The organism is Polynucleobacter sp. MWH-UH2A, assembly GCF_018687195.1.
GTDB lineage: Bacteria > Pseudomonadota > Gammaproteobacteria > Burkholderiales > Burkholderiaceae > Polynucleobacter.
Map to the genome: position 1 here is coordinate 904,373 of NZ_CP061321.1, position 23,984 is coordinate 928,356.

The 23,984-nt window shown below is 46.2% G+C and carries 25 protein-coding genes and 1 tRNA gene; 21 read left to right on the forward strand and 5 right to left on the reverse strand.

The window, feature by feature from the left end:
- The first annotated feature begins 9 nt into the window (after positions 1–9).
- The 3 genes from IC571_RS04780 to IC571_RS04790 are packed head-to-tail and all read left to right on the forward strand — an operon-like array spanning position 10 to position 4,315.
- Positions 10–987: a tripartite tricarboxylate transporter substrate binding protein BugE gene (locus tag IC571_RS04780; RefSeq protein ID WP_215317812.1), complete on the forward strand. Its 978-nt coding sequence runs from the start codon at positions 10–12 to the stop codon at positions 985–987.
- 47 nt (positions 988–1,034) lie between these two features.
- Complete coding sequence (locus IC571_RS04785) at positions 1,035–1,820, forward strand: SDR family oxidoreductase (RefSeq protein WP_215317668.1); 786 nt, start codon at positions 1,035–1,037, stop codon at positions 1,818–1,820.
- The gene (locus tag IC571_RS04790; protein WP_215317669.1) at positions 1,817–4,315 is read left to right on the forward strand and encodes an ABC transporter permease; all 2,499 of its coding nucleotides are present in this window, start codon (positions 1,817–1,819) and stop codon (positions 4,313–4,315) included. Before IC571_RS04785 ends, IC571_RS04790 begins: the two co-directional genes overlap by 4 nt.
- 17 nt (positions 4,316–4,332) lie before the next feature.
- Here the strand turns inward: IC571_RS04790 and IC571_RS04795 are convergent, their stop codons facing one another.
- The 4 genes from IC571_RS04795 to IC571_RS04810 are packed head-to-tail and all read right to left on the reverse strand — an operon-like array spanning position 4,333 to position 6,566.
- Complete coding sequence (locus tag IC571_RS04795) at positions 4,333–4,869, reverse strand: RDD family protein (RefSeq protein ID WP_215317670.1); 537 nt, start codon at positions 4,867–4,869, stop codon at positions 4,333–4,335.
- A complete protein-coding gene (locus tag IC571_RS04800; protein ID WP_251373511.1) occupies positions 4,869–5,588 on the reverse strand; it encodes a DUF3106 domain-containing protein in 720 nt (239 codons plus the stop codon). The genes IC571_RS04795 and IC571_RS04800 overlap by 1 nt, the downstream gene beginning before the upstream one ends.
- The gene (locus IC571_RS04805; RefSeq protein ID WP_215317671.1) at positions 5,533–6,000 is read right to left on the reverse strand and encodes a DUF3619 family protein; all 468 of its coding nucleotides are present in this window, start codon (positions 5,998–6,000) and stop codon (positions 5,533–5,535) included. The genes IC571_RS04800 and IC571_RS04805 overlap by 56 nt, the downstream gene beginning before the upstream one ends.
- On the reverse strand, positions 5,997–6,566 hold the full coding sequence (locus IC571_RS04810; protein WP_215317672.1) for an RNA polymerase sigma factor: 570 nt from the start codon (positions 6,564–6,566) through the stop codon (positions 5,997–5,999). The genes IC571_RS04805 and IC571_RS04810 overlap by 4 nt, the downstream gene beginning before the upstream one ends.
- A gap of 191 nt (positions 6,567–6,757) precedes the next feature.
- Between IC571_RS04810 and IC571_RS04815 the strand changes: the two genes are divergently transcribed.
- The 6 genes from IC571_RS04815 (at position 6,758) to IC571_RS04840 (ending at position 13,461) form a co-directional block, all read left to right on the forward strand.
- Positions 6,758–8,545, forward strand: a complete 1,788-nt coding sequence (locus IC571_RS04815) for an acetolactate synthase 3 catalytic subunit (protein ID WP_215317673.1) — start codon at positions 6,758–6,760, stop codon at positions 8,543–8,545.
- Positions 8,545–9,036 (forward strand): acetolactate synthase small subunit, encoded by a 492-nt coding sequence (gene ilvN, locus IC571_RS04820; protein ID WP_011902903.1) that lies wholly within the window; start codon positions 8,545–8,547, stop codon positions 9,034–9,036. The genes IC571_RS04815 and ilvN overlap by 1 nt, the downstream gene beginning before the upstream one ends.
- A 55-nt stretch (positions 9,037–9,091) precedes the next feature.
- On the forward strand, positions 9,092–10,108 hold the full coding sequence (gene ilvC / locus IC571_RS04825) for a ketol-acid reductoisomerase (protein ID WP_215317674.1): 1,017 nt from the start codon (positions 9,092–9,094) through the stop codon (positions 10,106–10,108).
- Positions 10,109–10,147: 39 nt separating this feature from the next.
- Positions 10,148–10,795 carry a phosphatidylserine decarboxylase gene (locus IC571_RS04830; protein WP_215317675.1) on the forward strand — a complete coding sequence of 216 codons (648 nt, stop codon included), beginning with the start codon at positions 10,148–10,150 and terminating at the stop codon, positions 10,793–10,795.
- Between the two features lie 25 nt (positions 10,796–10,820).
- Positions 10,821–11,684 carry a CDP-diacylglycerol--serine O-phosphatidyltransferase gene (pssA, locus tag IC571_RS04835; RefSeq protein WP_215317676.1) on the forward strand — a complete coding sequence of 288 codons (864 nt, stop codon included), beginning with the start codon at positions 10,821–10,823 and terminating at the stop codon, positions 11,682–11,684.
- 229 nt (positions 11,685–11,913) lie between these two features.
- On the forward strand, positions 11,914–13,461 hold the full coding sequence (locus IC571_RS04840; RefSeq protein WP_215317677.1) for a 2-isopropylmalate synthase: 1,548 nt from the start codon (positions 11,914–11,916) through the stop codon (positions 13,459–13,461).
- 21 nt (positions 13,462–13,482) lie between these two features.
- Here the strand turns inward: IC571_RS04840 and IC571_RS04845 are convergent, their stop codons facing one another.
- Entirely contained in the window at positions 13,483–14,079 is a 597-nt protein-coding gene (locus IC571_RS04845; protein ID WP_215317678.1) for a hypothetical protein, read from the reverse strand.
- Between the two features lie 225 nt (positions 14,080–14,304).
- On the opposite strand from IC571_RS04845, the gene rpsO reads away from it, so the two are divergent.
- The 12 genes from rpsO to nuoF all read left to right on the forward strand — a co-directional run bounded on the left by rpsO (position 14,305) and on the right by nuoF (position 23,979).
- On the forward strand, positions 14,305–14,574 hold the full coding sequence (rpsO, locus tag IC571_RS04850) for a 30S ribosomal protein S15 (RefSeq protein ID WP_068323724.1): 270 nt from the start codon (positions 14,305–14,307) through the stop codon (positions 14,572–14,574).
- 269 nt (positions 14,575–14,843) lie between these two features.
- Positions 14,844–16,997: a polyribonucleotide nucleotidyltransferase gene (gene pnp / locus IC571_RS04855; RefSeq protein ID WP_215317679.1), complete on the forward strand. Its 2,154-nt coding sequence runs from the start codon at positions 14,844–14,846 to the stop codon at positions 16,995–16,997.
- Positions 16,998–17,029: 32 nt separating this feature from the next.
- Positions 17,030–18,028, forward strand: a complete 999-nt coding sequence (locus tag IC571_RS04860; protein WP_215317680.1) for an NAD(P)H-quinone oxidoreductase — start codon at positions 17,030–17,032, stop codon at positions 18,026–18,028.
- Between the two features lie 17 nt (positions 18,029–18,045).
- Positions 18,046–18,804 carry a triose-phosphate isomerase gene (gene tpiA, locus IC571_RS04865; protein WP_215317681.1) on the forward strand — a complete coding sequence of 253 codons (759 nt, stop codon included), beginning with the start codon at positions 18,046–18,048 and terminating at the stop codon, positions 18,802–18,804.
- A gap of 20 nt (positions 18,805–18,824) precedes the next feature.
- A complete protein-coding gene (secG, locus tag IC571_RS04870) occupies positions 18,825–19,169 on the forward strand; it encodes a preprotein translocase subunit SecG (protein WP_215317682.1) in 345 nt (114 codons plus the stop codon).
- Between the two features lie 85 nt (positions 19,170–19,254).
- Positions 19,255–19,339 (forward strand) — tRNA-Leu (locus tag IC571_RS04875).
- A 107-nt stretch (positions 19,340–19,446) separates the two neighbouring features.
- The gene (locus tag IC571_RS04880) at positions 19,447–19,806 is read left to right on the forward strand and encodes an NADH-quinone oxidoreductase subunit A (protein ID WP_068948474.1); all 360 of its coding nucleotides are present in this window, start codon (positions 19,447–19,449) and stop codon (positions 19,804–19,806) included.
- 5 nt (positions 19,807–19,811) lie between these two features.
- The gene (locus IC571_RS04885) at positions 19,812–20,294 is read left to right on the forward strand and encodes an NADH-quinone oxidoreductase subunit B family protein (RefSeq protein WP_011902891.1); all 483 of its coding nucleotides are present in this window, start codon (positions 19,812–19,814) and stop codon (positions 20,292–20,294) included.
- 3 nt (positions 20,295–20,297) lie between these two features.
- Positions 20,298–20,897 carry an NADH-quinone oxidoreductase subunit C gene (locus IC571_RS04890; RefSeq protein WP_173955647.1) on the forward strand — a complete coding sequence of 200 codons (600 nt, stop codon included), beginning with the start codon at positions 20,298–20,300 and terminating at the stop codon, positions 20,895–20,897.
- A gap of 3 nt (positions 20,898–20,900) precedes the next feature.
- Positions 20,901–22,154 carry an NADH-quinone oxidoreductase subunit D gene (locus IC571_RS04895; RefSeq protein WP_215317683.1) on the forward strand — a complete coding sequence of 418 codons (1,254 nt, stop codon included), beginning with the start codon at positions 20,901–20,903 and terminating at the stop codon, positions 22,152–22,154.
- Between the two features lie 23 nt (positions 22,155–22,177).
- Complete coding sequence (gene nuoE, locus IC571_RS04900) at positions 22,178–22,684, forward strand: NADH-quinone oxidoreductase subunit NuoE (RefSeq protein WP_215317684.1); 507 nt, start codon at positions 22,178–22,180, stop codon at positions 22,682–22,684.
- Entirely contained in the window at positions 22,681–23,979 is a 1,299-nt protein-coding gene (nuoF, locus tag IC571_RS04905; protein WP_215317685.1) for an NADH-quinone oxidoreductase subunit NuoF, read from the forward strand. Before nuoE ends, nuoF begins: the two co-directional genes overlap by 4 nt.
- Positions 23,980–23,984 lie beyond the last annotated feature (5 nt).

The window sequence follows — 23,984 nt, forward strand, 5'->3', positions numbered from 1 at the left end:
TACAGAATGATGAAGCAAAGTAATTTACGGACATTACTAAGTTCAACGATCTTGGCTTTAGGATTGGTTGGGCTTGCTCATGCGCAAAGCTTTCCCACTAAGCCTATTCGCTTAATTGTTCCATTTGCGCCTGGCGGCAGTACTGACATCATCGCTCGAGCTGTGGGTGATGCGCTAGGTCGTCAACTGGGTCAGCCAGTGATTGTGGAAAACAAAGCGGGCGGGGGCGGTTCGATTGGCGCACTTGAGGTGATGCGTGCTCCAAAAGATGGATACACCATTGGTATGGCTACGGTATCGACTACAGCTGCTAACCCGGCGATTAATCCCAAAATTGGTTATGACCCCATTACTGATTTCACAGCAATTAGCAATATTGCCGCAACCCCAAACATCATTGCCGTAAACCCTTCCTTTCCGGCAAAGGATTTCAAAACCTTTATGGCTGTCTTGAAGGCAAATCCCGGAAAGTATTCTTATTCAAGTTCAGGTACTGGTGGTATTGGCCATTTGCAAACAGAGTTGTTCAAGAGTCTAGCCGGAGTTTACATCGTGCATATCCCTTATCGCGGTGCTGGTCCTGCTTTAGCGGATACGGTAGGCGGTCAGGTCTCAATGATTTTTGATAACTTGCCGTCAACTTTGCCATTCGTGAAAGATGTCAAATTAGTTCCTATCGTGATTGCTGCGCCCAAACGCTTAGCCCAGCTGCCTAACGTCCCCACTTTTTCTGAGGTTGGCTTGGCGCCAGTCAATCGTATGGCGTATTACGGCTTGCTAGGACCTGCTGGTGTTCCAAAAGATATCGTGGACAAATACTACGCAGCTTTGAAAGTTGTGGTGGCGGACCCAGCAGTTAAAAAACGCATTGAAGAAACTGGTTCCATCATTAACGTGAATGGACCAGAAGCGTTCTCTAAAGAGATTAAAGCGGAATATGCGGTCTACAAAGAAGTCGTAGCAAAACAAAAATTAGCTTTGGATTAAGATCAAAACGAAGTAAGTCAGTAACTATAAAAATAGGTGGAGACAAAATGGATTTAGGCATCAAAGGCAAAGTAGCATTAGTCATGGCTTCAAGCCGTGGCTTGGGTCAAGCAATGGCAGTATCTTTGGCGCGAGAAGGTGTCAAAGTAGCTGTTACTGGCCGCAATCCAGAAGGTTTACAGCAATCTGTTGATCTGATTAAAGCTGCGGGTGGTGTGGCCTTAGCGCTGAACTGGGACCTCTCTGATTCTTCGGTGATTGATGGTTTAGTGTCTCAAGTTGAAAAAGAATTAGGTCCCATTGATATCTTGATCAATAACACTGGCGGACCACCACCAACACCTGCTGCAGGGCAAGATCCAGCTTTGTGGCAAAAAAGTTTTAATGACATGGTGCTCTCGCTGATCGCCATTACCGATCGTGTGTTACCCGGTATGCGTCAACGCAAGTGGGGTCGTATCATTACTAGCACTACTTCAGGTGCGATAGCGCCCATTAAAAACTTAGCCATCTCCAATACATTGCGCGCAGCACTGTTGGGCTGGTCAAAGACCTTGGCTGCAGAGGTTGCAGCTGAAGGTATTACGGTTAATGTCATCATGCCGGGTCGTGTTGCTACAGATCGTCTACGTCAACTAGATGAAGCCCGTGCGAAGCGAGAAGGCACCAGCTACGAAGAAGTCGTCAAAGCTAGCTTGCGTCAAATTCCGATGGGTCGCTATGGTGACCCTAAGGAGTATGGTGATGCCGCTGCTTTCTTGGCAAGTCAGAATGCCTCATTTATCACTGGCACCATTATGCGAATTGATGGCGGCCAGATTCAGGCGATTTGATTACGCTGCTGCAAAATCCATTTAGTGTTTTACGGCAAGACCTGCGCTCTAAAGAGCTCAGGTGGCTACTTGCTGCATTAGTGATTTCTGTAAGCGCTTTAACAAGCGTTGGTTTTTTAGCAGATCGAATGCATCGTGCATTTGAATTTGATGCTCGCCAACTTCTGGCATCGGATTTATTGGTTGTTGCCGATCAGCCTATTTCACAAGACTTGATTGGGCATGCTCATCGGTTGGGCTTGGAGACGGCGCAAACAATTGTTTTCCCAAGCATGGCCAGCAGTGCTGCTCAAAGTAAGTTGGCCTCCATTAAAGCGGTGAGCGCGAATTACCCATTGCGCGGAACCTTGTCTATTTACCCCGTGGGCGCCAGTCCAGCAAAAGAAGTGGAGCAGAAGCAAGGCCCATCGCCTGGCACGGTATGGGTAGAGCCCGCCATACTCCGAAATTTGCAGATAAAGCAGGGTGATCAACTGCGCCTAGGAGATCGCCAATTTCTAATTACAGGGGTGCTTGTTAGGGAAATTGATCGAGGCGCGGGCTTTATGAATTTCGCACCACGCGTCATGATGTCTTTGGACGACTTACCATCAACTGGCTTGATTGGCATGGGGAGCCGCGTAACGTATCGATTGTTGCTTTCGGGCTCCGATAATGCTGTTGCCACATATCGCTCATGGGTGGATCAACAGATTGAGACACAACACTTGCGTGGTATTCATATTGAAACGCTCGAAAATGCGCAGCCCATGATGCGCAAAACACTAGAGAGAGCAGAGCAGTTTTTATCTTTGGTTGCTTTGCTCACCGCCATGATTTGCGCGGTGGCAATTGCTTTATCAGCTCGGCGTTATGCAATCGGTCAAGCAGACGTGTGCGCAACCTGGAAATGCTTTGGAGCTTCGAGAAGAACCATCTTGAAGAAACAGTTGACCACTATGCTATTGCTGGGCGTCTTATCTGCAGTCATTGGCTCAATTGTTGGTTTTCTTGCTCAAGAAACGCTGACGCAATTGTTGGGTAATTTGCTAATTACCGCTTTACCAATCCCATCTTTGATCCCCATCCTCTGGAGTGCGGCTTTTACTTGGGCGTTGCTCTTTGCTTTTGCTGGACCGCCTTTATTGAGTCTGTCTTCGGTGTCACCCATGCGTTTGATTCGAAATGAATTTGAGTTTTCTGGTATTTCCATGCTTTGGGTATTTGCCTTCGCTTTTGTCAGTTGCGCTATGTTGATTCTGTTGGTGGCACGGGATTGGAAATTGGCGCTGTGGGTGGGCCTGAGTTTTATTGGCGCCTTGCTGATCTTTTTGCTTTGTGCGCGCACTGCTCTTTGGCTGGTTTCTAAACAGTCGATGCGTCACTTTGCTACGCGCTTTGCCTATACCGCAATGGAGCGACGTTCTGGTTTTGCGGTGATGCAGATTACGGCTCTCGCTATTGCCATCATGGCAATCCTTCTGATTTTCTTATTAAGGCAGGATTTGCTAAATGCTTGGCGAGGCAATATCCCGGCCAATGCACCGAATCGTTTCATGATTAATGTGCAGGAGGATCAAAAAGTAGAGCTAGCGAAAATGATTGAGGCCTCAGGTGCACCCAAGCTAGACTTCTATCCTATGGTCAGAGGGCGTCTCGTTCAAGTCAATGGTATTTATATTTCACCTAGTAGCTATTCGGATGAGAATGCAAGGCGATTAGTCGATCGTGAATTTAATCTCTCATACACAAATCAATTGCCTGAAGGTAATCGTATCCTGTCGGGAGAGTGGATTTCAGGGGATCAGCCACAAATTTCAATTGAGTCGGGTATTGCCAAAACCTTAAAGCTCAAGCTTGGTGACCAATTAACTTATGAAGTCGCTGGTGAAACTGTCAGCGCGCCCATTACTTCCATCCGTAAATTGGATTGGAGTTCGATGCGGGTGAACTTTTTTGTCATCATGCCCCCAGCACTCTTAGGCACAATGCCGCAATCTTGGATTACTTCCTATTACCAAGCACCTCATCTTGAGAGTCTTGATTTTCAGATTAGCCAAGCCTATCCCAATGTCACCATGGTGGACGTCTCAGCATCATTGCAGCAGATTCAGGAAGTCTTGAACAAACTCACAACCGCTTTGGGTCTGCTATTTGTATTTACTCTACTTGCCTCTATGCTGGTGTTAATGACGGCGATGGCAGCCACTCAGGATGAACGATATCGCAATGCCGATTTATTAAAAGCTATAGGCGCATCGCAAAAAACGCTTAAGCAGATTGCAATGACAGAGTTATTGGTGATCGGTGTAGCTGCAGGGGCTTTAGCAGGGATATTTGCAGGTCTAGCAGCTTGGTGCTTAGGTCGTTATGTGATGGATATTGAATTTAATGCCTTTGTACAAGCCATTGCTTTGGGTCTTGCGCTTGGTGTAGGGGCAACGATGTTGGCAGGCTATCGATTTCAGAAGCGCATTCAAGGCGCTACAGCAGTGCAATGCTTGCGTGAGTGCTGACCTAAACTAAATTAGCCTTAAGAAAGCGTTACAAGGTTTTTAGGCAGCTCTACCAATCTAGATCCAGCCATTCTGTCTGGAAGGCTTTGGCGTTCAGCAGGACTTCGGCTATCCAAGAAAATACTCAGCGGCCAAAAAAATAAGGCAACGCTGAAGAGCATTTCAATGATTTGCCATTTTTCCAGATGAAAGATCCACTGCAAGAATACGCAGGGAACAATCCAGAGGGATCCATAGACATAGCGCCAAATCGCTTGACGTCTTGTTAGATTGAAACCATTTCCACCGATCATACGAATGCGCCAAGTTTGCATCGCCAAGGTTTGTCCTGATTTTGTCCAATACCAAACGAAATAAATGCCCAGCACGGAATACAAATACAAAAAGGTTAGCCAGCTTGGCAATGAAACGCCAAAAAGAATACCAAGCCCTAAATTGGGAAGCAAAAATGTAAAAGCTATTACCCCTAGTAGTACAAGTTGTTCGTAAAGGCAGCAAGAGACGCGACGCCAAAACTGGGGTGCAGGTAAGGCGCTTAACTCAGTAGGCGTCATTAATTTGTAGAAGAGGGGTTTTCTGTGCTGCTGGGGGCCGCTGAGCTTGGGGATGAACCAGCTTCAGGACTTGTTGCTTGAACTGCGCGTGGATTTGGCACGGCTGGGGCAGGCGTGGTTTCACGTTGGATTGCATGCTGTTGCAAGGTTGGCGCATTGGTGGCGGTTGGCTTTTTCTTGGCCTCCATTTCCATCAGCTTCTTCTTTTGCTCTTCACTCAATTTTTGATAAGCGCTCCATGCCTCTGCTTTTTTCTCGGCGGGGAATTTCAGGCTAATGAGATAGTTTTCACGAGCAATACGACGATCGCGTTGGGATAGGTTAGACCAGCTGGTCATGCGTGACTGCAGACGCTCTTGATCTGTGGATGACATCTTGGGATATAAGTTCGCTACATAGATCCATTTTTTGCGACTATCCGGAAGCATGTAATCCCAGTCGCTCTCTAGCGGAGCAAGCGTTTTTTGTTGAGCGGGGCTTAAGCTATCCCAGGTTCCATCTGGAGTCTTTGCAGGGATTGCGGTAGTTTTCCCATGGGAAGAGGGAGTGCTTTGTGCAAGAACACTGGATGCACTTATGGTCAGCCATGCTAGCGCAGAAGCTACTAAGGCTTTGCTAGCGATGTTTTTCATATTCCCCATAGATGAGCCATCAAGTCCAAGCTTATTTGCTTGGCGATAACTCTTTGGAAGAATCTTCGGAATCTGAGAGTGAGCCATTTTTAAGGAAGACCATAAATCCGCTATCAGCATAGGCATCTGGTGGAACATCATCCGTCAGCAAGGCGGCGTCTACCTCTGCAATATCGTTAATGCGAGATTCGTTTTGCCATTGCGCAATGCCGATTAGTCCAAATACTAGGACAACAAGTGGCGCTACCCAACCTAGGGTGTCCCAAAGATTGCTGGAAGATTTGAAGCTGCCAGTCCAATTGCCAGAGCCGGCCAAGGCGGCACTCTTCATGCGAACCTTCTCCGGCTTACGAGCAGCCAGAGCCTTTTTACGTGCCTCATACAGACGATCTTTGATGCTGGCAGGCAAGTTCTGAGCGCCTTGGCTCAAAAGAGCGGCGCTTGCACGACCAAATTCATCGGCTTGTATTGGGCTGAGGGTTTCATCAAGGTGCTTCACAGGGTAATTCCTTTTAATTTCAATGCTTTAGCTAAAGTTTGCGTTGCTCTAGAGCAATGCGTTTTGACACTGCCTTCGCTGCAATTCATGGCTTTGGCAGTATCGGTAATGCTTAGCTCATCCCAATAACGCATCAGGAAGGCTTCTCGTTGACGTACAGGTAATTTAGCGATTTCTGACTCCAAAGACTGTAAAAGTTGACTCTTTTCCAGCTTTTTTGCCCCATCTTGGTGAATTTCGCTGTCATCCGGCGCTGAAAGTGACTCTAGAGGGTCAAAATCATCGTTTTCATCAGCTTTTCTGCCCATGTTGGAGAAGAGGGTGACCCAAGCGTTGCGGACTTTTTGACGACGAAACCAGTCATGGATGCGGTTTTGCAGAATTCGGGTGAATAGTAGGGGCAGTTCTGCGGCAGGCTTATCACCGTACTTTTCTGCGAGCTTGATCATGGCATCTTGAACAATATCCATTGCGGCGTCATCATCGCGCACGGCATAAACCGCCTGCTTGAAAGCACGCTGCTCAACGCTACTCAGAAAGTCGGATAGTTCTTGGGCGGATGCCATGCAGTCGATTACACCTGAATCATTCAGAATTGGGTCATTTTAGGGGATTGCTATAGAATATAGGGCTTACTACCTAGATTCTCATTTACGAAGTGGTTTTTCCGGTAGCAGCGCCGTTCGAACTCAGGCCATAAGCAGGGGATAGAACAGACTAAACAATTTTTTGCCGAAAATTGCAAAGGACGAAAGAAATGAATACAAGCAGCGCCGAATTTTTAGCTACTAAAGCTAACAAAGACTCAGCCAATACAAATACCGTAGCAGCGCCTCCAGAAATGATTGGCGCTGAAATGCTCGTGCATGCACTGCACAAAGAGGGCGTTGAATACGTCTGGGGTTATCCAGGCGGATCTGTTCTCTTTATCTACGACGAGATTTTTAAACAAGATAAATTCGAACATATCCTGGTTCGCCATGAACAAGCAGCCGTTCATGCGGCCGATGGTTATGCTCGTGCAACTGGTAAGGTTGGCGTTGCATTAGTAACATCAGGCCCAGGCGTAACGAATGCGGTTACTGGTATTGCTACTGCATACACTGATTCGATCCCAATGGTGATCATCAGCGGCAACGTACCAACTTATGCGATTGGTGAGGATGCCTTTCAAGAAGCAGACACTGTTGGTATTACTCGTCCAGTGGTAAAGCACAACTTCCTGGTGAAGGATGTGAAAGATTTGCCAATGGTGTTGAAGAAAGCCTTTCATATTGCACAGACAGGCCGTCCAGGTCCGGTGTTGATCGATATTCCAAAGGATGTGTCTGCAGCGAAGGGTCCGTTTGTATATCCAGAGACTCTGGAGATGCGCTCTTATAACCCTGTAGTTAAGGGACACAGCGGTCAGATTCGTAAAGCGATTGCTTTGTTGCAAGAGGCTGAGCGTCCGTATATTTATACCGGTGGCGGCATTATTCTTGCCGACGCAGCGTCAGAGCTCAAAGAGTTTGCTGATTTATTGGGTTACCCCGTTACCAATACCTTGATGGGTCTTGGCGGCTTCCCTGGAACAAGTCCGCAGTTTTTGGGCATGCTCGGCATGCATGGAACATACGAAGCCAATATGGCAATGCAACACAGTGATGTGTTGATTGCAATTGGCGCGCGCTTTGATGATCGCGTGATCGGTAACACTGCGCACTTTGCAAGCCATCCCCGCAAGATCATTCATATTGATATCGATCCATCCGTTATTTCAAAACGGGTGAAAGTTGATGTTCCTATCGTTGGCAATCTCAAAGAGGTATTAGTTGAGATGACTGCTCAGCTCAAAGCTGCTGGTCCACGCAAGAATGGTGACAAAGTTGCTGCCTGGTGGGATCAGATTAACGAGTGGCGAAAAAAAGATTGCTTGAAGTATGACGAGGCATCGCAGATTGTGAAGCCACAGTACGTCGTTCAAAAATTATGGGAGCTCACTGGTGGTGATGCCTTCATTTGCTCTGACGTTGGCCAGCATCAAATGTGGGCTGCGCAGTTTTATAAGTTTGATAAACCACGTCGTTGGATTAACTCTGGTGGTCTAGGCACCATGGGTGTCGGCTTGCCATATGCTATGGGCATCAAGAAGGCATTCCCTGAGAAAGATGTTTTCACAATTACTGGTGAAGGCTCAATTCAGATGTGTATTCAAGAGCTCTCGACTTGTAAGCAATACGACACTCCAGTGAAGATCGTGTCACTCAACAACCGTTACTTAGGTATGGTTCGTCAGTGGCAGGAGCTCACCTATAACAAGCGTTACTCTAGTTCGTACATGGATTCTTTACCCGACTTTGTGAAGTTGGCAGAGGCCTATGGACACGTTGGTATGCGTATTGAGAAAAAATCTGACGTTGAGGGCGCGCTCAAAGAGGCTATTCGCTTAAAAGATCGCACCGTATTCATGGATTTCCAGACTGACCCAGAAGAAAACGTTTGGCCTATGGTTCAAGCAGGCAAGGGTATTACTGAAATGCTTTTGGGTAGTGAGGATCTGTAATGCGACACATTATTTCTGTACTGATTGAGAACGAACCAGGCGCCTTATCTCGTGTAGTTGGCTTGTTCTCAGCTCGCGGTTACAACATCGATACCTTAAGTGTTGCGCCAACTGAAGATCCATCACTTTCACGTATGACGATCGTGACCTTTGGTTCTGATGATGTCATTGAGCAAATTACCAAACACTTGAATCGCTTGGTTGAGGTGGTTAAGGTATTTGATTTAAGTGAAGGCCCTCATATCGAGCGCGAACTCATGATGATCAAAGTTCGTGCGGTAGGCAAAGAGCGTGAAGAGCTCAAACGTACAACCGATATCTTCCGTGGCCGCATTATTGATGTCACGGATAAGAGCTACACCATTGAATTAACAGGTGATGGCGCTAAGTTGGATGCTTTTATTGATTCGATTGATCGTGCATCGATTCTAGAAACCGTGCGTTCAGGCGGATCTGGGATTGGGCGCGGCGAGCGCATTCTGAAGGTCTAATTTTTTAACTGATTTATTACTCTAATAACGATATTTTTCAACACAAGGAAACAGCATGAAAGTTTTTTACGATAAAGACGCAGATTTGTCCCTTATCAAGGGCAAGAAAGTCACGATCATTGGTTACGGTTCACAAGGTCATGCACACGCATTGAACCTGAAAGATTCTGGTGTGAATGTGACTGTTGGTTTGCGTAAGAACGGTGCTTCCTGGAGCAAAGCTGCTAATGCAGGTTTGACTGTTAAAGAAGTTGCTGAAGCTGTTAAAGACGCTGATGTGGTCATGATGTTGTTGCCAGATGAGCAAATCGCTGATGTGTACAACAAAGAAGTGCATGCCAATATTAAGCAGGGTGCTGCACTCGCTTTTGCGCATGGCTTTAACGTTCATTACGGTCAAGTTCAGCCACGTGCGGATTTGGACGTCATCATGATTGCCCCTAAGGCTCCTGGACATACTGTTCGTGGTACATACTCACAAGGTGGCGGCGTTCCTCATTTGATCGCTGTATACCAAGATAAATCTGGTTCAGCACGTGATGTGGCTTTGTCATATGCAACTGCTAACGGTGGTGGTCGTGCCGGCATTATTGAAACCAATTTCCGTGAAGAAACAGAAACCGACTTGTTCGGTGAACAGGCTGTTCTCTGCGGTGGCGCAGTAGAGTTGATCAAAGCAGGTTTTGAAACTTTGGTTGAAGCGGGTTACGCTCCTGAGATGGCTTACTTTGAGTGCTTGCATGAGCTCAAGTTGATCGTGGATTTGATCTACGAAGGTGGTATTGCCAACATGAACTACTCTATCTCCAATAACGCTGAGTATGGTGAGTACGTAACTGGCCCACGCGTTGTTACTGAAGATACGAAGAACGCAATGCGTCAGTGCTTGAAAGACATTCAGACTGGTGAATATGCGAAGAGCTTCATCTTGGAAAACAAGGCAGGCGCTCCAACATTGATCTCACGTCGTCGTTTGAATGCAGAGCATGACATCGAAGTAGTTGGTGCAAAATTGCGCGCCATGATGCCTTGGATTGCGAAGAACAAGTTAGTTGACCAGACTAAGAACTAATTTTATTTATAGTCCTCACTTCAAAGGCTCAGAACAAAGATGATGTATCCCCATCCCATTATTGCGAAAGAAGGTTGGCCTTATTTGGCTCTAGTGGGCGTGATGGCCCTCATCATTCATCACTTCGGTGGTATTGCATGGTCATGGCCTTTCTGGATCATCTTTGTTTTTGTGCTGCAGTTCTTCCGCGATCCTCAGCGCATTCCTGCCTTGGGTCGCGATTTAGTTTTATCGCCTGCTGACGGACGTATTGTGGTTGTTGAAACTGCAAACGATCCTTATGCTGGTCGTGAAGCGCTAAAGATCAGTGTTTTCATGAACGTTTTTAATGTGCACTCCAATCGCAGCTCCGTAAATGGCTTGGTGAAAGAAATTCAATATTTCCCAGGTAAATTTGTGAATGCCGATTTGGATAAAGCCTCTACTGAAAATGAGCGCAATGCGGTTGTGATTGACGCAAATGGTCAAATAGTGACCTTGGTACAAGTGGCTGGTTTAATTGCACGCCGTATTCTCTGTTATATCCATGTTGGCGATCGCCTAAAAGCAGGTGAGCGCTATGGGTTTATCCGCTTTGGCTCACGTGTAGACGTGTATCTACCCTTGACCGCTGAACCATTGGTATCTGTTGGTGATAAAGTATTTGCAACGAACACTGCTTTGGCCCGTGTTCCTGGCTTAGACTGATTCTTTTTATTCATCGGACAATACTTTGACTACATTTCGCCGTCGTGGTCGCATTCATCGTAACCGCATCAATGCACGCCGTCTTGGTTCTGATGATGGGCAATGGGCAGAAGCTCTAGGCGATGATCTGGATTACGAAGTAGAAGAGCTACTTCCCGAGAAGCCACGTTTACGCAGCAAGGGTATTTATTTATTACCGAATGCGTTTACTACAGCGGCTTTATTCAGTGGATTCTTTGCTATCGTCAATGCAATGAATGACCAGTTTCAAGTGGCGGCAATCGCTATCTTTGCCTCACTTGTGCTTGATGGTATGGATGGTCGCGTTGCTCGCATGACCAATACTCAAAGTGCGTTTGGCGAGCAATATGACTCCCTCGCAGACATGGTTTCATTTGGCGTTGCTCCGGCACTCGTTGCTTATGAGTGGGCCCTGAAAGATTTGGGCAAGTGGGGCTGGCTTGCTGCATTTACCTATTGCGCTGGCGCTGCTTTGCGTCTGGCGCGTTTTAATGTCAATACTGGTGTAGTCGATAAGAAATTCTTTCAAGGCCTTCCCAGTCCTGCAGCAGGTTCTCTGATTGCAGGCTTCATCTGGTTGGCTGATGACAATAAGATTCCAGTACGTGATTCAGCGATTCCTTGGATCACCTTCTTTATTGCGGTTTATGCTGGCTTAACCATGGTATCTAATGCGCGTTTTTATAGCGGTAAAGCTTTAGATGTTCGCTATCGAGTGCCATTTGGAGTGATGGTCTTATTGATTTTGACCTTTGTGCTGATTTCTTCGAACCCGCCATTAACCTTATTTGGTTTATTCGTGGTGTATTCCGCATCTGGTTATGTGATTTGGGCGTGGGAACGCCTTAGTGGGAAACGTTTTAGCTAAATCCCTATTTTTGGGGTATATTAATTCCATGTTGATGAATTTCTCACCTTTAAACAGCCTTCCTAGCGGGAAACTGCTTCTAGCACTAAGCCTTAAGCTTGGGGCGGGTAAGGCCTGAGTTGATGAGATAGAGATCATTCATTAACCACAAATACCAGCCCCAGCAAATTGCTGGGGTTTTTGTTTTTGAATGCTGTTCAAGAGATATTAAGTAAACCGGAGAGTAGTGATGAGCGACAAAGTAATCATTTTTGACACCACCTTGCGTGATGGTGAGCAATCCCCTGGCGCATCGATGACCAAGGACGAGAAGATTCGTATTGCTCGTCAGCTTGAGCGTTTAAAGGTGGATGTGATTGAAGCTGGTTTCGCAGCAAGCTCTGAGGGTGACTTTCAGGCGATTTCTGCGGTGGCTGCCGCAGTCAAGGATTCGATTGTGTGCTCATTGGCCAGAGCAAATGATAAGGACATCACACGTGCTGCTGACGCCTTGCAAGCTGCTCATGCCAAACGTATCCATGCGTTCTTGGCAACAAGCCCATTGCACATGGCCGTCAAATTGCGCATGTCTCCAGAAGAAGTATTAGAGCAAGCGAAACGCTCCATTCGTTTTGCCAGAAACTTGGCGTCCGATATTGAATTCTCTGCGGAAGATGGTTATCGCTCAGAGATGGATTTCTTATGCCGCGTGGTGGAGGCTGTCATCAATGAGGGCGCATCAACAATCAATATTCCCGACACAGTTGGTTATGCAACTCCCGAGTTATATGGTGAGTTCATCAAAACCTTACGCACCCGTGTGCCGAATTCAGATAAGGCGATTTGGTCAGTGCATTGTCATAATGATTTGGGTATGGCGGTGGCTAATTCTTTGGCTGGCGTCAAGATTGGTGGAGCGCGTCAAATTGAGTGCACCATTAATGGTTTGGGTGAGCGCGCCGGCAATACTGCCTTAGAAGAAATTGTGATGTCTTTGCGCACTCGCAAAGATTACTTTGATATGGTTTGCGGCATCGATGCGAGCCAGATCGTTCCGGCTTCTAAATTGGTTTCTCAAATTACCGGTTTTGTAGTGCAACCAAATAAAGCAGTTGTGGGCGCCAATGCCTTTGCACACGCCTCGGGCATTCATCAAGACGGTATTTTGAAGAATCGCGAAACCTATGAAATCATGCGTGCGGAAGATGTGGGCTGGACAACCAACAAGATCGTGTTGGGTAAATTATCTGGCCGCAACGCATTTAAGCAACGCTTACAAGAGTTGGGTATTGCCGTAGAGGCAGAAGCGGATTTGAATGAGGCATTCACTCGCTTTAAGGCATTAGCTGATCAAAAGGCAGAGATTTTTGATGAAGACATCATCGCCATCATGTCTGATGCTGCAGCTGCAGAAGAGGGTGAGTATTTTCAATTCATTTCCTTGAGCCAACATTCAGAAACAGGCGAGCGTCCGAAGTCTCGTATTACTTTCCGCATGGGCGATAAAGAATTGAGTTCTGAGGCAGAGGGCAATGGCCCGGTTGATGCTAGCTTGAATGCGATCGAAGAAATTGCGAAGAGTGGGGCCGAGCAATTGTTGTACTCAGTCAATGCAATCACTTCAGGCACTCAGTCACAAGGCGAGGTCACCGTGCGTTTATCTAAAGGCGGTCGAATTGTGAATGGTGTGGGTACTGATCCAGACATCATTGCGGCTTCTGCAAAGGCGTATTTGTCTGCTTTAAATAAGCTGCATGACCCAAGCCAGGCAAAATTAAATGCGCAGATGACGCCATGATAGGCGCCATCTGATTTGCATCTACTTGTTGAGCGTAGTGTCTTTGTAGTACTTTGTTCCCTTGCCGGTGATTTCAGCGGCAAGGCCTGAGTCTGTTAGTTGAAACATGATGATTCCAGGGGCGACGATAGTGCCATCTTGGTAGGCATTCCCATCCTTGTCATATTTAGCTGAGGCAGTTACTTGACCGCCAAAGGTCCACCCTGAATTTACAAAGTTATTTAATGCATCTTCAGTTTGGAATATAAAAATATTTTGAAAAGATTTAATTCCCATGCCAAGACCAGCTTGAACTTCAGCCATATTCATAAATACGGGTTTTGAGCTAAGCTTATTGATCACGACGCCAGATCCAGTGCCGCCGCCAGCAATCAAAATTTTCATTCCAAAGTTGCTAAAGGTGGCATAGCCTACCGATTTTTCAATTAATTCTTTAGTTTTGGGTTGAGCTGCATAGAGTTGTTTCAGCGTGTCATCACTTTTCTTGAGGATTTCTTGCCGCTGCTGTGCTGCTGTTTTATCCGGTCCAAATACATTTGGAAATTGTGCAAATGCTGTGGGAGCGAGGCAAAAACTTACTAGTAGTGAGAATGCAAATACGGGCAAAATGGACTTCATATTTTGTAACTCTTTGATTAATATATATTTTTTAAATTTATGACAAGTCATTTAACTAAGAATACCAATATTTACGGGGCAAATCCCTTGATTTGACTTCCATCTGCTACAATTCGAGGGCTTTGATTTATAAAGCTTTTTTGTTTTTATTGAAGTATTTTGTTTAATTAGGCACGACACAAATTGGGTGAGAGCTCAAGTGTTCGCAAGTAAGGAGTATTAAAAATGGCAGTTGCTGATATCAAAACGGCGGAAATCGTCAAAGAAAACGCGCGCAGCGCAAATGATACGGGTAGCCCTGAAGTTCAAGTTTCATTGCTAACAGCCCGCATCAATGAATTAACCCCCCATTTCAAGGCTAACGCTAAAGACCATCACAGCCGTCGCGGTTTGTTGAAGATGGTTTCACGTCGCCGTCGCCTCTTGGATTACCTCAAAGGCAAAGATCTGGATCGCTATCGCGCATTGATCGAGAAATTAGGTCTCCGTAAGTAATTCTTATCGGTATTGCAATGCCATCTCACTTAGGGTTGTTTCTTGATTGAATCAGTCTTAAGAAGGTGGCATGTTTTTTGAGCGCTTTTAGATTATTTGTGTAGGGGATCGTGTCATTCCAATGAGCTTCTGAGTAGTTAACAGAGTCTCCCTGGAATGGCATCCCTTGAAATCTTCAATCGCTCCAGTGTTGTCGTGACGCTGCTTTATCTCACGGCAAACGTATTGCTCATGTGAGTATTACGTGAATATTTTGGAGAGAATCAAAAATGAGTATGTTTAAAAAAGCAGTGAAGAGTTTTCAGTGGGGCAACCATCAAGTTACTATGGAAACAGGCGAGATTGCTCGTCAAGCTGGTGGTGCGGTTATCGTTAACGTGGATGACACAGTTGTTATGGGTACAGTCGTTGCCTCTAAGACAGCTAAGCCAGGCCAAGACTTTTTCCCATTAACAGTTGACTATCTTGAGAAGACTTATGCTGCGGGCAAGATCCCTGGCGGCTTCTTCCGTCGCGAAGGTCGTCCATCTGAAGGCGAGACATTAATCTCCCGTTTGATAGATCGCCCGATTCGTCCATTGTTCCCAGAAGGCTTCTACAACGAAGTTCAGGTGGTAGTTCATGTGTTGTCTATCAACCCAGACGTGCCATCTGATATTCCTGCATTGATCGCAGCATCTGCAGCATTGGCTGTTTCTGGTATTCCATTTAGCGGTCCAGTTGGCGCAGCTCGCGTAGGCTACACTAATGGTCAATATTTATTGAACCCAACTCGTTCAGAGCAAGCTACTAGTGAACTCGATTTAATCGTTGCTGGTACACAAGCTGCTGTATTGATGGTGGAATCTGAAGCGAACCAGCTTTCTGAAGAAGTGATGTTGGGTGCGGTTGTATATGGTCACGATCAAATGCAAACTGCTATCAACGCGATTAATGATTTGGTTCGTGAAGCAGGTAAACCAGAGTGGGATTGGCAAGCCGCTCCTAAAGATGAGCCATTGATTGCTAAGGTTTCAGCATTGGCTGAAGGCCCATTACGTGAGGCTTATCAAATTCGTCAAAAGGGCGCACGCTCTGACAAACTTAAGGCCATCACCAAAGAGGTATTGGCGAAGTTGGCTGAAGAAGGTGAGGTGGATGATGTTGCTGTTGGCAATATCTTGTTTGAAATCGAAGCTAAGATTGTTCGTAGCCAGATTTTAAATGGCGAGCCACGTATTGATGGCCGCGATACCCGTACTGTTCGTCCGATTGAGATTCGCAATGGCGTATTGCCACGCACTCACGGTTCAGCATTGTTTACTCGTGGTGAAACTCAGGCTCTCGTTGTTGCTACTTTGGGTACAGCACGTGATGAGCAGATCATTGACGCACTCGAAGGTGAATACCGCGATCGTTTCATGTTCCACTACAACATGCCTCCATTTGCTACTGGCGAAACTGGCCGCGTAGGTAGCCCTAAGCGTCGTGAAATTGGTCACGGCCGTTTGGCAAAGCGTGCATTGATTCCGGTATTGCCAAGCCCAGAAGACTTTGCATACAGCATCCGCGTGGTTTCTGAGATTACCGAATCTAACGGTTCTTCATCCATGGCTTCTGTTTGCGGTGGCTGCTTGGCAATGATGGATGCTGGCGTTCCAGTCAAGGCACACGTTGCTGGTGTTGCAATGGGCTTGATTTTGGATGGCAATCGTTTTGCAGTTCTAACAGATATCTTGGGTGACGAAGATCACTTAGGTGATATGGACTTCAAGGTGGCCGGTACAGCCAATGGTATTACTGCATTGCAGATGGATATCAAAGTACAAGGTATTACTAAAGAGATCATGCAGGTTGCATTAGCTCAGGCTAAAGAAGGCCGTTTGCATATCTTGAGCAAGATGCAAGAAGCAATGGGTTCTGTGCGCACCGAATTGTCAGCACATGCTCCACGCATGGTGTCATTCAAGATTCATCCAGACAAGATTCGTGAAGTTATCGGCAAGGGTGGTGCAACTATCCAGGCTTTGACTAAAGAAACTGGTTGCAGCATTGATATTCAAGACGATGGTACTGTGACCATTGCCTCTACAAATGCGGATGGTTTAGCAGAAGCGAAATCTCGCATCGAAGGCATTACTGCTGAAGCTGAAGTAGGCAAGATCTATGAAGGCCCAGTGGTTAAGCTGCTTGAATTTGGCGCACTTGTAAACATTCTTCCTGGCAAAGATGGTCTATTGCACATCTCTGAAATTTCAAATGAGCGTGTAAAAGAAGTAAAAGATTATTTGCAAGAAGGTCAGATTGTTCGCGTGAAGTTGCTTGCTGCTGATGAGCGTGGTCGTTTACGTTTATCACTCAAGGCTGCTATGGCTGATGAAGGCGGTAGTATTGCGCCTTTAGCAGGTGCGACTGATGCTGCCCCAACTGGCGAAACTGCTTAAGCTCTGATTGAGATCACCAGCAAGGATTGTTCATGCGCGTTATTGAGATCAAAGAATTTGGTACGCCAGAAATGTTGGTGCCAACCACTCGTCCTGATCCTGTGGTTCCGTCTGCGGGATCTGGCGAGATCTTAATTAAAGTATTAGCAGCAGGTATTAATCGACCTGATGTTTTACAGCGTAAAGGGCATTACCCAGTTCCTGCTGGTGCTTCCGATATTCCAGGCTTAGAAGTTGCAGGTGAAATTATTGGCGGTGATTTATCACATGCCGATAATGCATTTGGCCTCAAGGTTGGTGATAAGGTTTGTGCCTTAGTGCAGGGTGGCGGTTATGCGGATTTATGCACCGCGCCAGTTGCGCAGTGTTTACCATACCCAACGGGCTTTAGTGATCAAGAGGCTGCTGCCTTGCCAGAAACTTTCTATACCGTGTGGAGCAATGTCTTTATGCGTGGCGAGTTATCTGATGGTGAGACTTTGTTAGTGCAGGGTGGTTCAAGCGGTATTGGTGTGACAGCGATATTGCTTGCAAAGGCGATGGGTCACAAGGTGTTCGTTACCGCTGGTACTGATGAAAAGTGTGCTGCTTGTTTAAAGCTAGGCGCCGATCTTGCAATCAATTACAAAACCCAAGACTTTGTTGAAGAGGTAAAAAAAGCCACAGATGGCAAGGGCGTCAATGTCATTCTGGATATGGTTACGGGTGCTTACGTCCAACGTGAGATTGATTGTTTGGCTGATGATGGCCGTATTGTGATTATTGCCATTCAGGGTGGATCAAAGGCTGAAGTGAGTACCAATCAGATTTTGCGTCGCCGCCTTACTATTACTGGATCGACTTTACGTCCACGTCCTGTTTCATTTAAGAAGCAAATCACCAAGCAGTTGCATGATCATGTTTGGCCCTTGCTCAATGCGGGCAAGTTAAAGCCAGCAATCTACAAGACCTTTACATTGGACCAAGCGGCAGATGCACATCGTTTGATGGAGTCGTCTGAGCATGTTGGCAAAATTGTTTTGACGGTATAAGTAACGAAATTATTCTTATGCGTCCACTTATCATCGTTGGCAACTGGAAAATGAATGGCAGTCTTGCAAGTAATCAAGACTGGATCAAAGTAGTTGCTCATGGCATGGAAAGTGGTATGCCTGCAGGTCGTAAATTTGTAGTTTGCCCACCGTCTCCATATTTGCAGCAATGTGCTGATTTGATCCAAGGGCACTCCATCGCATTTTTAAGCTTGGGCGCTCAAGATGTTTCTGCGCAATCTTCTGGCGCGTACACCGGTGAAACTGGTGCAAGCATGCTGAAAGAGATGGGGTGTCATTATGTGATTGTTGGACACTCTGAGCGTCGTCAAATGCATCATGAGGTTGATGAGACAGTTGCCGCCAAGGCTCTACAAGCGCTTGATAACGGCATTACGCCCATCATTTGCGTTGGTGAAACCCTGGATGAGCGTAATTCTGGAAGGGCCGAGGAAGTTGTTTGTGGACAAATTGCAAAGCAAGTGAACGTATTACAGGATCGTTTAGCGGACTGTCTGATTGCGTATGAGCCCGTTTGGGCAATTGGCACTGGCAAGGTAGCTAGTGCACAAATTGCGCAAGATATGCACCGTCACATTCGTCTTCAGTTGGCTGAGTTTGATGAAGATGTCGCATCTCATGTTGGAATTTTGTATGGAGGCAGCGTTAAACCGGACAATGCTGTTGAGTTGTTTGCCATGCCGGATATTGATGGCGGATTGGTTGGGGGCGCATCTTTAGATCCTCAAGATTTTCTAGCCATCTGTAGAGCATAGTTTTTTATTGGAGAAAAGTTGTGGAATGGTTTAAGACTTTATTGATCGTGTTGCAGGTAATTTCAGCATTGGCTGTTATTTTGTTAGTTCTCTTGCAGCAGGGTAAGGGCGCCGATATGGGTGCTGCTTTTGGATCAGGTGCTTCTGGCAGCTTATTTGGCGCCAGTGGGTCAGCCAATTTTCTGTCTCACACAACTGCCATTTTTGCAGCGGTGTTTTTTATCGCCACTATTGGTATTACTTGGATTGGGAATAAGAAAGAAGTAAATCCTGGCGTCCTCTCTGGAACTGTAGCTCCAGTTGCTACCCCAGTAGTGCCGGTGGCCCCTGCTCAAGACCCGAGTAAGCCAGCCGTTCCAAAGTAAATATGTAGTCTTTTACCGCTTTTCTTGCCCCTATTTGGGGGTGTTTAGTGGTGCAATGCAGTAGAATTGATGGGTTTTGCAAGATGCCGACGTGGTGAAATTGGTAGACACGCTATCTTGAGGGGGTAGTGGCTTAGGCTGTGCGAGTTCGAGTCTCGCCGTCGGCACCAAAAATGCAGTATCTGTAAGGGTTTTTGCTCTAAATCAATAGAGCTTACAGTGGAATAATGAATAATTTGCCGTTTTTAAAGGTTTACTAGACGAACACAGGGCTATTTTGAATCTCGCTAATTACTTTCCTGTTCTGCTTTTCATCCTCGTAGGAATTGGGGTTGGATTAGTGCCCATGTTCCTTGGAAAAATTCTGGCTCCTTCGAAGCCTGATGCTGAAAAATTATCGCCATATGAGTGCGGATTTGAAGCTTTCGAAGATGCGCGTATGAAGTTCGACGTGCGCTATTACCTCATTGCCATTCTCTTTATTTTGTTTGACCTTGAAACTGCATTCCTCTTTCCTTGGGGTGTTGCATTGCGTGATCTGGGTTGGTTTGGCTACGCCTCTATGGTGATCTTCCTTTTGGAATTCATTGTGGGATTTGTATATATCTGGAAAAAGGGCGCTCTCGACTGGGAGTGATCGATATGGCATTAGAAGGCGTTCTAAAAGAAGGTTTTGTTACTACAACAGCTGATCAACTGATTAACTGGACTCGCAATGGCTCTTTGTGGCCAATGACCTTTGGTCTTGCTTGTTGCGCAGTTGAAATGATGCATGCAGGCGCTTCCCGTTATGACTTAGATCGTTTTGGCGTGGTTTTCCGCCCGTCACCGCGTCAATCAGACCTGATGATTGTTGCTGGCACTCTATGCAACAAAATGGCACCTGCTTTGCGTAAGGTTTACGATCAAATGCCTGAACCACGCTGGGTAATCTCCATGGGTTCATGCGCAAATGGCGGCGGCTACTACCATAACTCCTATTCAGTTGTACGCGGTTGTGACCGCATTGTTCCAGTCGACATTTATGTTCCTGGTTGCCCTCCAACTGCAGAAGCGTTGATCTATGGAATTATTCAATTGCAATCCAAGATCGCTCGCACTAGCACTATTGCGCGGAAGGCTTAAAGCATGTCAGATCGTTTAGTTCAATTAGCCGCTAACCTAGAAAAAGTTTTAGGTCAGCGTATTCAGTCTGTAGAGATTGCTCTTGGCGAAGTGACTGTCACAGTAAAAGCAGATACTTATTTTGAGTCTGCCTTAATGCTCCGCGATGATCCCTCATTAGCGTTTGAGCAATTGATAGATTTATGCGGCGTTGATTACCAAGACTATCGTGATGGTGCATGGAGCGGTCAACGTTTTGGCGTTGTCAGTCACTTATTGTCCTTAGAGCATAACTGGCGTTTGCGCGTACGTGTTTTTGCACCAGATGATAGCTATCCATTAGTTGCATCAATTACTCCTGTTTGGAACTCTGCAAACTGGTTCGAGCGTGAAGCATTTGACCTCTACGGAATTATTTTTGAAGGCCACGATGACTTACGTCGTATCTTGACTGACTATGGCTTTATTGGCCATCCATTTAGAAAAGATTTCCCAATCAGCGGCAATGTAGAAATGCGTTATGACCCTGAGTTAAAGCGCGTTGTTTATCAGCCAGTAACGATTGAAGCACGCGAAATTACTCCACGCATTGTTCGTGAAGAGCAGTATGGAGGTCAGGCTTAAGTCATGGCACAGATTAAGAACTACACCCTCAATTTTGGACCTCAGCATCCTGCGGCACACGGCGTATTACGTCTTGTTCTCGAGCTCGATGGCGAGGTCATTCAGCGCGCTGACCCACATATTGGTCTGTTGCATCGCGCTACTGAAAAATTAGCTGAGACACGCACTTGGATTCAGAACGTTCCATACATGGATCGTTTGGATTATGTATCCATGATGTCCAATGAGCATGCGTACGTCATGGCAATTGAAAAATTATTGCAAGTTGATGTTCCACTGCGTGCGCAATATATTCGTGTCATGTATGACGAGCTCACACGCTTGTTGAATCATTTGCTTTGGATTGGTTGTCACGGATTAGACGTTGGCGCAATGGCAGTGTTCTTGTATGCATTCCGTGATCGTGAAGATATTTTTGATATGTACGAGGCAGTATCAGGTGCTCGCATGCATGCTGCTTACTATCGTCCAGGTGGCGTATATCGCGACTTGCCAGATCAAATGGCACAGTACAACAAGTCCAAGATTCGTAGTGCATCGGCATTAAAACGTTTAAATGAAAATCGTAGCGGTACATTGCTTGATTTCATTGAGCAGTTCTCTAATGGCTTTGATGCAAACGTTGACGAGTATTGCAATTTACTTACTGATAACCGCATTTGGAAGCAGCGTCTCGTGAACATTGGCGTTGTTACGCCCGAGCGTGCTTTGCAGTTGGGCTTTACGGGCCCGATGTTGCGCGGCTCAGGTATTGAATGGGATTTGCGTAAGAAGCAACCTTACGAGGTCTATGACCGTCTTGATTTTGATATTCCAGTTGGGGTGAATGGCGATTCTTACGATCGTTATTTGGTTCGCATGGAAGAAATGCGTCAGTCGAATCGCATCATCAAGCAGTGCGTAGCTTGGTTAAAGGCTAACCCAGGTTCTGTGATGAGCGATAACCATAAGGTTTCTCCACCAAAACGCGTGGATATGAAAACCAATATGGAAGAATTGATTCACCATTTCAAACTCTTTACCGAAGGAATTCATGTTCCAGACGGTGAGGCGTATTCCGCAGTAGAGCATCCTAAGGGTGAGTTTGGCATTTATTTGATTTCTGATGGTGCCAATAAGCCATACCGCATGAAGATTCGTGCACCAGGATTTGTGCATTTGTCGGCCATGGACGAGATGTCTCGTGGGCATATGCTAGCTGATGCTGTAACCATTATTGGTACGCAAGATATTGTGTTCGGGGAGATTGACCGCTAATAAAGCGCGCCAAGGATTATTTAATGACAACAACTCTTCAACTATCCGATAAAACGCTGGCAGACATTGCCCGCAATGTCGCGAAATATCCGCCAGAGCAAAAACAGTCCGCGGTGATGGCTTCATTGATTGCTGCTCAAACTGAAGTAGGTTGGGTATCGCCTGAAGTCATTGCGACGGTTGCTCAAATTTTAGAAATGCCAACGATTGCTGTAGAAGAAGTGGCAACTTTCTACAACATGTACAACACCAAACCGATTGGTAAGTACAAATTGGTAATCTGCACAAACTTGCCATGCCAGTTAACTCATGGTGAAACAGCTGCCACGTACTTAAAAGAATCTTTAGGCATTGGCTTTAACGAAACAACTCCATGCGGTATGTTTACTCTTAAAGAGGGTGAGTGCATGGGTGCTTGCGGTGATTCACCAGTCATGTTGGTGAATGACAAGCGTATGTGCAGCTTTATGAGTAAAGAAAAGATTGATGCTCTATTAAACGAGCTACGTGCAGAAGGGAAAGCGGCATGACCAGTTTGCACGATCGTCACATTAAGCCTTTGATCCTTGCTGGATTGAATGGCAATAACTGGCGCTTAAAAGATTACGAAAGTCGCGGTGGCTATCAACAATTGCGTCGTTTAATCAATGACAAAGTTGCTCCTGATGCCATCATCGCTGAGTTGAAGGCTTCTTCCTTGCGTGGACGTGGAGGCGCAGGCTTCCCAACAGGGTTGAAGTGGAGTTTTATGCCTCGTCAGTTCCCAGGCCAAAAGTATTTGGTTTGTAATAGTGACGAAGGCGAGCCAGGTACATTCAAAGATCGCGACATCATGCGTTATAACCCGCATGCCCTTATCGAAGGCATGATTATTGGTGCATACACCATGGGTATTAGCGCTGGCTATAACTACATCCATGGCGAAATCTGGGAAGTGTATTCACGCTTCGAGGAGGCTTTGGAAGAAGCTCGTGCTGCAGGATATTTGGGCGACAAAATTTTAGGCAGTGATTTCTCATTCCAATTGCACGCTGCTCCAGGTTGGGGCGCCTACATTTGTGGCGAAGAAACTGCATTACTTGAATCCTTGGAAGGTAAAAAAGGTCAACCACGCTTTAAGCCACCATTTCCTGCAAGCTTTGGTTTGTATGGCAAACCAACGACGATTAACAATACAGAAACATTTGCAGCCGTGCCATTTATCTTGGCGATTGGTGGCCAAGCCTACTTGGATCTTGGCAAGCCAAATAATGGCGGCACAAAGATTTTCTCGGTATCTGGTGACGTAGCGCATCCAGGTAATTACGAGATTCCATTAGGCACACCTTTTGCCGAGCTCTTAAAGTTGGCTGGTGGTATGCGAGATGGCAAGGCAATTAAAGCGGTTATTCCAGGTGGTTCATCTGCTCCGGTAATTCCTGGGGCTCAAATGATGGATTTGACGATGGATTACGACAGCATTGCTAAGGCGGGATCCATGTTGGGTTCAGGCGCAGTGATTGTAATGAATGAAACACGTTGCATGGTTCGTGCATTGGAGCGTTTGTCTTACTTCTATCATGAGGAATCTTGTGGTCAGTGCACACCATGCCGCGAAGGTACAGGTTGGTTGTGGCGCATTGTTCATCGCATTGAACATGGCCAAGGACGCCCAGAGGATTTAGATTTGCTCAATGATGTTGCTGCCAATATTCAGGGCCGCACGATTTGTGCATTGGGCGATGCTGCCGCCATGCCAGTGCGTGGCATGTTGAAGCATTATATGGATGAATTTGCGTATCACGTAGAACACAAGCGCTGCTTAGATTCTGCGAAACCTTTATAAGTTAT

What these genes read in the sequence shown, in the direction of transcription:
- IC571_RS04840 (WP_215317677.1), top strand. Translation starts at nt 11,914, where the DNA reads ATGAGCGACAAAGTAATCATTTTTGACACCACCTTGCGTGATGGTGAG.
- nuoF (WP_215317685.1), top strand. Translation starts at nt 22,681, where the DNA reads ATGACCAGTTTGCACGATCGTCACATTAAGCCTTTGATCCTTGCTGGA.
- IC571_RS04785 (WP_215317668.1), top strand. Translation starts at nt 1,035, where the DNA reads ATGGATTTAGGCATCAAAGGCAAAGTAGCATTAGTCATGGCTTCAAGC.
- rpsO (WP_068323724.1), top strand. Translation starts at nt 14,305, where the DNA reads ATGGCAGTTGCTGATATCAAAACGGCGGAAATCGTCAAAGAAAACGCG.
- pnp (WP_215317679.1), top strand. Translation starts at nt 14,844, where the DNA reads ATGAGTATGTTTAAAAAAGCAGTGAAGAGTTTTCAGTGGGGCAACCAT.
- IC571_RS04795 (WP_215317670.1), bottom strand. Translation starts at nt 4,869, where the DNA reads ATGACGCCTACTGAGTTAAGCGCCTTACCTGCACCCCAGTTTTGGCGT.
- IC571_RS04895 (WP_215317683.1), top strand. Translation starts at nt 20,901, where the DNA reads ATGGCACAGATTAAGAACTACACCCTCAATTTTGGACCTCAGCATCCT.
- IC571_RS04830 (WP_215317675.1), top strand. Translation starts at nt 10,148, where the DNA reads ATGATGTATCCCCATCCCATTATTGCGAAAGAAGGTTGGCCTTATTTG.
- ilvN (WP_011902903.1), top strand. Translation starts at nt 8,545, where the DNA reads ATGCGACACATTATTTCTGTACTGATTGAGAACGAACCAGGCGCCTTA.
- IC571_RS04800 (WP_251373511.1), bottom strand. Translation starts at nt 5,588, where the DNA reads ATGGCTCACTCTCAGATTCCGAAGATTCTTCCAAAGAGTTATCGCCAA.
- nuoE (WP_215317684.1), top strand. Translation starts at nt 22,178, where the DNA reads ATGACAACAACTCTTCAACTATCCGATAAAACGCTGGCAGACATTGCC.
- ilvC (WP_215317674.1), top strand. Translation starts at nt 9,092, where the DNA reads ATGAAAGTTTTTTACGATAAAGACGCAGATTTGTCCCTTATCAAGGGC.
- IC571_RS04860 (WP_215317680.1), top strand. Translation starts at nt 17,030, where the DNA reads ATGCGCGTTATTGAGATCAAAGAATTTGGTACGCCAGAAATGTTGGTG.
- IC571_RS04890 (WP_173955647.1), top strand. Translation starts at nt 20,298, where the DNA reads ATGTCAGATCGTTTAGTTCAATTAGCCGCTAACCTAGAAAAAGTTTTA.
- IC571_RS04810 (WP_215317672.1), bottom strand. Translation starts at nt 6,566, where the DNA reads ATGGCATCCGCCCAAGAACTATCCGACTTTCTGAGTAGCGTTGAGCAG.
- IC571_RS04845 (WP_215317678.1), bottom strand. Translation starts at nt 14,079, where the DNA reads ATGAAGTCCATTTTGCCCGTATTTGCATTCTCACTACTAGTAAGTTTT.
- tpiA (WP_215317681.1), top strand. Translation starts at nt 18,046, where the DNA reads ATGCGTCCACTTATCATCGTTGGCAACTGGAAAATGAATGGCAGTCTT.
- IC571_RS04780 (WP_215317812.1), top strand. Translation starts at nt 10, where the DNA reads ATGAAGCAAAGTAATTTACGGACATTACTAAGTTCAACGATCTTGGCT.
- IC571_RS04815 (WP_215317673.1), top strand. Translation starts at nt 6,758, where the DNA reads ATGAATACAAGCAGCGCCGAATTTTTAGCTACTAAAGCTAACAAAGAC.
- IC571_RS04885 (WP_011902891.1), top strand. Translation starts at nt 19,812, where the DNA reads ATGGCATTAGAAGGCGTTCTAAAAGAAGGTTTTGTTACTACAACAGCT.